Source organism: Alistipes sp. CAG:268 (genome assembly GCA_000434235.1).
Taxonomy (GTDB): Bacteria; Bacteroidota; Bacteroidia; order Bacteroidales; family Rikenellaceae; genus Alistipes; species Alistipes avistercoris.
This window is the reverse complement of sequence record FR892009.1, coordinates 11635-21986: the sequence shown is the minus strand read 5'-3', so window position 1 is coordinate 21986 and position 10352 is coordinate 11635. Positions and strand designations below refer to the sequence as shown.

The following is a 10352-nucleotide window of genomic DNA, read 5'->3' as shown; positions in this document are numbered from 1 at the left end:
TCCTGCTGCGCAAGTACGTCGATTCGAAGGCCGGCAGCGAGATGATGGGACAGAGCGACCTGGCATTCTGCCGGTTCCGCTATGCCGAGGTACTGCTCAATGCCGCCGAAGCCGCCTGGGAGCTGGGCGAAAAGGCCAAGGCTGCCGACTATCTCAACGAAGTGCGCCGCCGCGCCGGCATCCGCGAAATCGAACCGGACGAGATCACCGGATATGAGACCTTCCTTCGAGAACGTACCGCCGAGTTCGCATTCGAAGGACTGCGTTTCTACGACCTGAAGCGGTTCCGCATCGCCGACAAACTTTTCGACGGACAGGCCGACACCGAAACGGCCCTCATCTACGGACTGTGGCCCTACAAGGTATATGCTCCGGGAGACCCCGACGACGGAAAATGGATCTTCCGCCGGATCCACAACACCAAGCGGAAATTCCCGCTCTGGTTCCAGACCAAGAACTACTATGCCTCGATCGACCAGTCGGTTTTGAACAACAACCCGCTGCTGGTAAAGAATCCGTATCAGGAATAAACAACGAAAACACGCCATGAAAACAATCAGAATATGGTCCACCGTTGCGCTGCTCGCAACGACTCTGCTGACAGGATGCAAAAAGGACAATTTCGATCCTCCCTCGACCTGGATGACCGGCCGTCTGGTTCACAACGGGGCCCCGGTCTACATGGACGGGAGCCCCTCGGACGCCAACGACGAGATCATCCAGTTCTTCCAGGACGGGTTCGGCAAGCACGAAGGCTGGGGAATCCGCGTGAAATACGACGGGACCTACTCTTCGCTGCTTTTCGACGGCGAATACAAACTGATGCCCAAAATGACGATCACCTATCCGTGGGAGTGGACCGGCTGGCCGCAGCACACCGACGACCAGGGACAGACCGTACTCGACACGATGGTCTTCACCATGAGGGGCAACTACGTGGTTCCCGACATCGAAATCACGCCCTATTTCGAGATCAGCGACTTCAAGGTCACGACCGATGTCACGAACATCAACGCCTCGTTCTCAGTCAAGGCGCTCTTCCCCGACGATCCCGACATCGAACTCACGGACGCACGACTCTATGTCGGGCCCACAAAGCTGGTCAATTCGAGCACACCGATCGCCCAGTCGGCCGATGAGGTATCGACCGAACGGCCCATCGAGATCTCGATGCCCGCATCGAAATACATCGACGGATACATCAACAACTTCCGGGATTACTGTTTTGCCCGGGTAGCGGTCAAGACGTCGAAATCCGACCGCTGGCTGTGGTCCGAAATCCTCAAGGTGGAGGAGCTGCCAACCGACCTCAACGACGTGAGCGACCAATATCTGAAGAACTATCAAGCCCCGTTCGCCGTGGCAGAGGGATGTCCGCCGGCCGACAGCTACTCGACACCGGCCGACTGGGTGATCAGTGACAACTGCAAGATCAACGCGGCCAGCGATCCGAAGACATATCCCGAGATGCAGGGAGGCCTGGAGCTCCGCTTCGGTCGCAACTGCATCGGAGCCATCAGTTTCGACACCGACCCGCAGGCAGGGATCGAAAACGGCAAAATCCGCCAGACGACCACCCTGCCCGCCGGAAAATACCTGTTGTCGGCCACTCCGTTCGACGAATTCATCAAGAATTACTGGGGCGGCCACGGGACCTGTTATCTGGTCATCGCAAAAGGCGGGGAGATTCCGGACAGGGAAGCGCTCGATTCGGCCATAGCCTATTCGGACACCTATTCGGACGCATCGGTTCAGTTCACGCTGGACTCCGAGACCGAGGTGACGCTCGGATTCCTGTTCAACTTCCCCGATTCCGGGCCTCTGGCCTGCAGTTTCACCAAACTCAGCCTGATCGACCTCGGAACGGAAGGCACCGAAGAGTAGAATAGCTGCGGGGCGGAGATCTCCGCCCCGCACATTCTCCCGCCGGATCGCCCCCTCAGGCATCCTCTTCCGAATCCCGCCCCTTGGCCCGGTGCATGCGCCGGTACTCGAGCGGAGAGAGACCCGACATCTCCTTGAACTTGTGGTTGAAGTGCGAAATGTTCCGGAATCCGGACTCATATGCCACCTGGATGATGCTGAAATCCGAATTGACCAACAGTTTGTAGGCGAAGTCGATCCGGATCTCGAGCAGGCAGCTGAAGATGCTGCGGCCGGTGGATTGCTTGAAATTCCGGCACAGCGCCGTAGGGTTCTGGCCGGCGTATTCGGCCACCTTCTCGAGAGTGACCGTCTCTCTGAAATTGTTGGCCAGGTACTGATACGCACGGCTGACGGGCAGATTGTGCAGCTCCTTGACCCGTCCGTATCCACCTCCGACCGAGGTGGAAAGATAGGTGAACTCCGTCCCCCGGCTCAAACGCCCCAGAATGCGGAACAGCTCCACGTAACGGGTAAGGCCGTCGAGCCGCTCGAAGTTGGACAACCGGCCGAGAATCCAATCAACGTCCGCCCCGTGGCGGAACAGCAGCCCGCGGACACTCTCGTTCAGCAGGCGCACGACGCCCGCAAACTCGGGCATCGTCCGGAACTCTGCCGGGAAGACATTGAGATTGAACTGGATGACCTCGGAGGAACAGTACAGGTCGTTGTCCTCATAGAATACCTGATCGCTGAGATGGAAATGGGGGACGTTCGATCCGATGAGCGCAATGTCACCGGGAAAGAATTCACTCACGCCATTCCCGACGAAACGTTTTCCGAAGCCCTCGGTAATGGCCACAAGTTCGTATTCGGGATGGTAGTGCCAATCGGGCGGAAAGTGTTTGAAGACGAAATTCTTCTTCGTGAACGAACACCCGGAGGCCGGAATAATAGTTTCGTAAAGCATGGTTTTATCATTTGACCGATCCAATGCAAATATAACACAATTAAATGCAAATCACGCCATAGATCAGAGCCTTTTTTGATCATATATTTGTAGAACCAAACCAATCAAGTTTATTCATACATTAAAAAATACGAAATGACCAAACGCGAAGTTATCAAGTGCGTGCTTGACGGCAAGAAGCCCCCCTATGTGCCTTGGTCCTTCAAATTCACCAAAGAGCCCAAGGAGGCGCTCATGAACTACTACGCAACGGACGACCTCGACCCCGTCCTGGGCAACCACATCCTGCAGCTCGGAAGCGACATCGGATTCTTCGAGGATCTGGGAGACAATCTGGTCCGCGATGTTTTCGGCGTAGTCTGGGACCGCAGCGTGGACAAGGACATCGGGGATGTGAAAGGGTGCCTGCTTCCCGAACCGACCCTCGAGGGATACCGTTTTCCCGACCCGCTCGACCCGCGCTTTTTCGCCGATATCGAGAGCGAAATCGGGAAGAAGCCCGACATGTTCCGCGTCTTCCAGATCGGATTCTCGCTCTACGAACGGGCCTGGACCCTGCGCGGGATCGAGAACCTGCTGATGGACTTCTACATCAACCCGGGATTCGTGAACGAACTGCTGGACGCGATCTGCGACTACAACCTGCGGCAGATCGACAAGGCCCTCGAATACGACATCGACGCGGTCTACTTCGGAGACGACTGGGGGCAGCAGATCGGTCTGATCATGGGATACGATCTCTGGCGGGAGTTCATCTACCCCCGTCTGCAGCGGATGTACGGCCGCGTGCGAGAAGCCGGGAAATACGTGATGATACACAGCTGCGGCGACGTGGACGAGCTGTTCGACGACCTGATCTCGATCGGCCTGAACTGCTTCAACCCCTTCCAGCCGGAGGTTATGGATGTCGATGACCTGCTCAAACGGTATCGCGGAAGGCTCGCCTTCCACGGGGGGCTGTCGATGCAGAAGACCCTGCCGTTCGGGACCGTGGAGGATGTCGCCCGCGAATCGCGGCATCTGCTGGAGCTCGGCCGGGAGGGCGGCTACATTTTCTCGCCGTCGCATTCGGTCGAGGGGGACACCTCGCTCGAGAACATGCTGACATTCATAAACATTGCAAAGAAACAAATCGAATAGAACAAAAGCACAACCGATATGGAAGAGATGAATCCTCTCTCGCAGGCCATCGTGGCCGGCAACCTCGAACAAACGCAGCAGCTCGTCCGCCAGGCTCTGGCCGAAGGCATGGACACGCAGACGCTGATCAACGACTACCTGACGACCGGCATGGCCGAGATCGGGCAACGGTTTCAGGACCGAAAGGCCTTCGTGCCCAACCTGCTGATGTCGGCCCGGGCGATGAAGGGCGCCTTGGAGATCCTCAAACCCTACATGACCGAGGAGACGGAGCCCCGCCTGGGGACCATTGTCATCGGAACCGTCAAGGGCGACCTGCACGACATCGGGAAGAATCTGGTGGCCTCGATGTTCGAGGGATGCGGATTCAAGGTCGTCAATCTGGGAATCGACGTCTCGAGCGAGAAATTCATCCAGGCAATCCGCGAGCACCATGCCGACATCGTCTGCCTGTCGGCACTGCTCACCACGACGATGAACTACATGCGCAACGTGGTCGCCGACCTGGAAAAGGAGGGTTTGCGCGACCGGGTGAAGGTCATGGTGGGCGGAGCTCCCGTCAATGAGGCTTTTGCCGCACAGATCGGCGCGGACCTCTACACGTCGAATGCCAATGCCGCCGTAACCGGAGCCAAACAGTTGCTCCACATCGCCTGACCCGCACGCCATGCAGTACAAAGCGTTCGACCTCGACTTCGACAGCCTCGCCCTCGACCGGAGGGAGCTCTACCGGGCGCTGGGATACGGCGACACGACTCCGGATCCCGGGATTCTCGGAATGCTCGACGAGGTACTCGGTGCCACGGCGCAGGTCTGCAGGCCCCGGATCCTCTACGGCATCCGTCCCGGAAGCGTCGTCGCACCCAACCGGATCGAAGTGGACGGCACGGAGTTCCGCACGGGAAAGATCATCGCCGACAGCCTGTCGGGAGCAGACCGTTTCTGTCTGTTCGTGGCAACGGCCGGTCGGGAATTCGAAGACTTCCGCCGCACCTGCAAGGAGTCGGGCGACTGCGTGCGGGAGTTCATCGCCGACGCGGTGGGCAGCGTACTGGCCGAAGCCTGCGTGGCGCAGGTCGAGCAGCGGCTCGACCTCGAAGCCGCCACGCCGCACACCTACCCCTACAGTCCGGGCTACTGCGGATGGCGGGTCACGGAACAGAAACTGCTCTTCGGCCTGCTGCCGGAACACCCCTGCGGCATCGAACTGACGGAAAGCTCGCTGATGTACCCCATCAAATCGGTGAGCGGGGTCATCGGCATCGGAGAAGCCGTCGAACGGAAACCCTACGGTTGTGCCATTTGCCGCAACGCCAACTGCTACAAGCGCAGGATTCCCGACCCATGAACCGACATAAATACGAACCCAACATGAAAAACATAGACACAACCGGCTGGAAAGCCCTTACGATCGCCTCACCCCGGCGCCGGGCCATTCCCATCATGACCCACCCGGGAATCGAGCTGTGCGGCGCCACGGTACGGCAGGCCGTCACCGACGGCAAGACCCATGCACGGGCGATCCTTGCTCTCGACGCCCGCTATCCGGCCGATGCCTGCACGGTCATCATGGACCTGACGGTCGAGGCCGAAGCATTCGGCGCACGCATCGTTTTCCCCGAACACGAGGTTCCGAGCGTCATCGAACCGCCGGTGCACGATCCGGCCGGCATCGACGCGCTGCCCGTGCCCGGAATCGACGCGGCCCGCATCCCCCAGTACCTCGAAGCCAACCGCACGGTGGCCCGGGCAATCGGAGACAAGCCGCTTCTGGCAGGATGCATCGGACCGTTCTCGCTGGCCGGACGACTGTTCGGGATGAGCGAACTGATGATGGCGCTGTTCACCGCCCCCGACGCTGTCTGCCGCCTGCTCGAAAAATGCACGCAATTCATCGAAACCTACTGCCGCGCACTCCGCGATACGGGAGCACAGGGGGTCATCATGGCCGAGCCGGCCGCGGGACTGATCTCGAACGACGATTGCCTCCGCTATGCCACGCCCTACATCCGCCGCATCGTGGAGAGCGTGCAGGACGACCGGTTTCTCATTATCCTCCACAACTGCGGAGATACAGGCCACTGTACGGAGGCCATGGTCGGAACGGGTGCCGCCGGATACCACTTCGGCAACCAGGCCGACATGGTCGCGGCGCTGGACGCATGTCCCGGCGAGGCGCTGGTGATGGGCAACCTCGATCCGGTGGGGATCTTCAAGGGGGCATCTCCCGAAGAGGTCTACCGGGCGACCCGCGATCTGCTCGAAGCCACACGCCGCTACCCCAACTACGTCATCTCGTCGGGGTGTGACGTTCCCCCGGCCGTTCCGGCAGCCAACATCGAGGCCTTCTACCGGGCAGTAACCGACTACAACGCAACCTTAACCTTTTAAAACATACTCCCATGATGAAGAAAACCACCCTTCTGCTGACCGCCGCACTGTTTGCCTCGGCACTCTGTTCCCAGGCCGGAGCATCCGAACGATGGACCGAAAAGGAGGCCCGGGAGTGGGCCGCCGTGAATCCGTGGTTCTGCGGCTTCAACTACATTCCGGCCAACGCGATCAACTACACGGCCATGTGGGACCGCACGAGTTTCTCGCCCGAGGTGATGGACCGTGAACTCGCCCTGGCCGAAGAGGTCGGACTGAACTGCGCCCGCGTCGTGATGCAGTATGCAGTCTATGCCGAGAACCCGAAACATTTCATCAGGGCGCTCGACAAATTCCTCGAGATTTGCGACAAGCACCACATCAAAGCGATGCCCATCTTCTTCGACGACTGCGCATTCGGAGCCAGCACCGACCCGCAGACCGGCATCCAGCCCGAGCCGCTCGAAGGATGGTACGCCTGGGCCTGGTCGCCGTCGCCCGGGCACACGATGGTCATCGACGAAAGGACGCATCCGCTGCTCGAAACCTACGTGAAGGAGGTGCTGACCCGATTTGCCGACGACGACCGCATCCTGGCATGGGATCTCTACAACGAGCCGACGAACGGAGGTCTCGCCTTCCGCTCGATGCCGCTGCTGCACAAGGTCGTGAAATGGGCCCGCGAGGTCGAGATCTCGCAACCGGTGACGATCGGCGTGTGGAGCGGAGACGAAGAGCTCCGGAGATTCTCGATCGACAATTCGGACATCGTCAGCTTCCACTGCTACTCCGATGCCGCATACACCCGGGAGATGTGCCGCCAGCTGAAGGCGGAGAACCGTCCGGTGATCTGCACCGAATGGATGAACCGCCCCACTGGATCGACCATCGCCTCCGTGCTTCCCGTCTTCGCTGAGGAGGGGGTAGGCTGCATGCTCTGGGGGTTGGTGAACGGCAAGACCCAGACGGATCTTCCGTGGGGGCACCGTCCCGAGCACGGCGAATACACGGGGCCGTGGCAGCACGATATCTTCCGGGGCGATTTTACACCCTACGACCCGTCGGAGATCGATCTGTTGAAAAAATACTGCAAATGATCCCATGAAGCGAAACATCCATACACTTCTGATGCTCGGTGCCGCCGGAATCGTATCGGCGGCATCGGGCCAAAACATTCCACAGGCCCGGATCACGGTAGACGTGGCCCGGGAGGAGGCGGAGATCGCCCCGACGATGTACGGCATCTTCTTCGAGGACATCAACCGTTCGGCCGACGGGGGCATGTACGCGGAACTGATCTTCAACCGGGGGTTCGAGGAGAAGAACCTGCCGTCGGGCTGCACCTACAACCCGGAAGACAAGAGGGTCTATGCCCCGTACCGGGCGGTCTACTCGTCGCCCGAACAGATGCGCAGCTGGAGCATTCCCTGGGACATCGAAGACACCCATCCGGGATGGACGATCGAAGCGGCGGACGGAGCCTCGTATTCGGTCCGCATCGACGATACGGACCACCTGCAGGTCGAGGACTCGAAGGCCATGTATCTTTCGATCGACGCCTGCCGGGATCCGTTCCGCCTCGTAAACAGCGGTTTCTACGGCCTGGCCGTCGAGGCGGGCGAGAAATACGACCTGCGCTTCTACGTCAGGGCCGCGGACGGATACCGGGGAAGCGTGACGGCGGAAATCCTCGCAGCCGACGGCGAAGTGCTGGCCGCAAAGCGGTTTGCCCTGAAAGACAACGGAGCGTGGAGCTATTTCGAAGGGGAGTTGAAGCCCTCACGGACGGTGAACGACGGACGGTTCGCCCTGCGGTTCGATTCGGAGGGCTCGCTGGAGATCGACTACGTGTCGCTCTTCCCCCGCCACACATTCCACAACCGCCCCAACGGACTGCGCCGCGACGTCGCGCAGTTCGTGGCTGACCTCAAGCCGGCATTCATGCGCTGGCCCGGCGGGTGCATCGTCGAGGGGCTCACGATGGAGAACCGCGTGAACTGGAAGAACACGATCGGGAAACCGGAGCTGCGCAAGGGCGAATACAACCTCTGGGGCTACCACTCCACCAACGGATTCGGATACCACGAATTCCTGCAATACTGCGAGGACATCGGCTGCAAGGCCATGTTCGTCTGCAACGCCGGCTTGTCCTGCGACGGGCGCAACGGCGACTTCTACGACGACGACCAGGTCGAAGGCCTGATACAGGATGCGCTGGATGCGATCGAATATGCCACGGGCGACGCCGAGACGACCCGCTGGGGCGCCGAACGGGCCCGGAACGGCCATCCCGAACCGTTCACACTGGACTACATCGAGGTCGGGAACGAAAACCACAGCGCCATGTACGCCAAGTACTACAACCGTTTCTACAAGCGGATCCGCGAAGCCTATCCCGACATCACCATCATCACGTGCCTGCCGATGAGCGAGCAGCTGGGATGGATCGACGGATACGACATGAACGACCCGCACTTCTACAACTTCCCGAGCTGGTTCTACTCCAACACGGACTATTTCGACCGCTTCCCCCGCGAGGAGGGGCACAAGACCTACGTCGGAGAGTACGCCTGCAACATGGGTGTGGGCGCCGGCAACATGGAGGGGGCCCTGAGCGAAGGTGCATTCATCATGGGCATGGAGCGCAATTCGGACCTGGTCACGATGTGTTCGTATGCCCCCCTGATGGAAAACACCAAGTGCCGGATGGGCGTAAACCTCATCCTGGTGCGCAACGACGACGTGATCGGACGTTCGTCGTACTGGGTCGAGCGGATGTTCACGGACAACCGTCCCGATGTCAATCTGGCTACGGAGACCACCCTGGGCATTCTCCCCGACAAGACCACCCCGCGGGGCGGCATCGGACTGGGCACCTATCAGACCGCAGCCGAATTCTCCGACATCCGGGTCACGGTGGACGGCGAGGAGGTCTACGCATCGGACATCGCCGGGAATCCGGGCGAATGGTTCGCCACATCGCCCGACTGGAAGGTCGAAGGCGGCAAACTCGTCCAGCCCAACCCCTCGGCAACGAGTTCCATCCTGCTGCAGGGGCGGCAGTTCGACGCCCGCAAGGCCGCACTCGTATCGGTGGAGTTCGACGCCACAAAACTCGGGGGCAAGGAGGGATTCGTCCTCCATTTCGGCAACCGGAACAGCGACAACACGGCCGACTGCTACCAGATGACGCTCGGCAGTTTCGGCAACGCCTGGACGATCTTCCAGTCGGTATCGAATCACAATGCGTTCGTGCTGAACACCGAACGGCCGACCCAGCCGATCGAAACAGGACGAACCTATCACGTCAAGCTCGTGATCCGCAACCAGGAGACGTTCGAATGCTGGATCGACGGAGTCAAGGCCCTCGTATACGACAACAGCTACGTCCAGCGGCAATACGCCCTTGCGGGGCTCGACCGTAAAAACGGCGAGGTGATTGTGAAGGTGATCAATGCCGAAGATGTCCCGATGCCGGTGAAGTTCGACTTCCGCAACGCCGAGTTCGAACCGCTGGGCAAACGGATCTGCCTGTGGGCCGATTCGAAATTCGACGAGAACACCTTCGAGGAGCGCAACCGGATCGTGCCCGTGGAGGAGGTTTTCAACCACGTATCGCCGCAGATGGAGGTCACGTTCCGCCCGCAATCCATGACCGTTCTGCGGCTGAAACTGAAAAACACGCACCGACAATGAAACGCCCCGCCATGAAAAGAGTGCCGTTCATCCTGCTGTGCCTTCCCCTGCTCGCTCTTCAGTGCGCATGGGCGGCCGGGCCCCAATCGGGCCAGTTCTACAAAACCCGAATGCATCGCGGGCGCATCACCGTGGCCGACATCCGCAAGGACCGGGGACCGGCCCGCATGATCGCCACGGCCTTTCAGGGGCTCGTGAACCAGGATACGGCCCAATGCTATCTCTACCTGGCCGACCACCACGTACGCCAGCTCGACGACACGAAGCGGCCGTTCGACCTGCTTCCGCTCGGCGAAGGCGAGGATCCCGGGCT

At 60.0% G+C, this 10352-nt stretch carries 10 protein-coding genes; 9 read left to right on the top strand and 1 reads right to left on the bottom strand.

Going from position 1 to position 10352, the window contains the following annotated elements; translation table 11 throughout:
- Both QZL63_RS08455 and QZL63_RS08450 read left to right on the top strand, forming a co-directional pair.
- The coding region (locus QZL63_RS08455) for a RagB/SusD family nutrient uptake outer membrane protein (protein ID WP_290586558.1) at positions 1-530 on the top strand (530 nt) is incomplete at its 5' end.
- A gap of 16 nt (positions 531-546) precedes the next feature.
- Positions 547-1884 (top strand): DUF5013 domain-containing protein, encoded by a 1338-nt coding sequence (locus QZL63_RS08450; RefSeq protein ID WP_022308883.1) that lies wholly within the window; start codon positions 547-549, stop codon positions 1882-1884.
- 55 nt (positions 1885-1939) lie between these two features.
- On the opposite strand, the gene QZL63_RS08445 is transcribed toward QZL63_RS08450, so the two are convergent.
- Positions 1940-2833, bottom strand: a complete 894-nt coding sequence (locus QZL63_RS08445; RefSeq protein ID WP_022308882.1) for an AraC family transcriptional regulator — start codon at positions 2831-2833, stop codon at positions 1940-1942.
- Between the two features lie 135 nt (positions 2834-2968).
- Between QZL63_RS08445 and QZL63_RS08440 the strand changes: the two genes are divergently transcribed.
- The 7 genes from QZL63_RS08440 to QZL63_RS08410 all read left to right on the top strand — a co-directional run.
- Positions 2969-3973, top strand: coding sequence for a uroporphyrinogen decarboxylase family protein (locus QZL63_RS08440; RefSeq protein WP_022308881.1), 1005 nt, complete (start codon positions 2969-2971; stop codon positions 3971-3973).
- A gap of 18 nt (positions 3974-3991) precedes the next feature.
- Positions 3992-4630: a corrinoid protein gene (locus tag QZL63_RS08435; RefSeq protein ID WP_022308880.1), complete on the top strand. Its 639-nt coding sequence runs from the start codon at positions 3992-3994 to the stop codon at positions 4628-4630.
- A gap of 10 nt (positions 4631-4640) precedes the next feature.
- Positions 4641-5321 carry a vitamin B12 dependent-methionine synthase activation domain-containing protein gene (locus QZL63_RS08430; RefSeq protein WP_022308879.1) on the top strand — a complete coding sequence of 227 codons (681 nt, stop codon included), beginning with the start codon at positions 4641-4643 and terminating at the stop codon, positions 5319-5321.
- Between the two features lie 23 nt (positions 5322-5344).
- Positions 5345-6364 carry a uroporphyrinogen decarboxylase family protein gene (locus tag QZL63_RS08425; RefSeq protein WP_022308878.1) on the top strand — a complete coding sequence of 340 codons (1020 nt, stop codon included), beginning with the start codon at positions 5345-5347 and terminating at the stop codon, positions 6362-6364.
- A gap of 11 nt (positions 6365-6375) precedes the next feature.
- Positions 6376-7440, top strand: a complete 1065-nt coding sequence (locus tag QZL63_RS08420; RefSeq protein ID WP_022308877.1) for a cellulase family glycosylhydrolase — start codon at positions 6376-6378, stop codon at positions 7438-7440.
- A gap of 4 nt (positions 7441-7444) precedes the next feature.
- Complete coding sequence (locus QZL63_RS08415; RefSeq protein ID WP_022308876.1) at positions 7445-10039, top strand: alpha-L-arabinofuranosidase C-terminal domain-containing protein; 2595 nt, start codon at positions 7445-7447, stop codon at positions 10037-10039.
- Positions 10036-10352 (top strand): GxGYxYP domain-containing protein (locus QZL63_RS08410; RefSeq protein ID WP_290586555.1); only part of this gene is annotated, 317 nt, incomplete at its 3' end. The genes QZL63_RS08415 and QZL63_RS08410, both read left to right, overlap by 4 nt.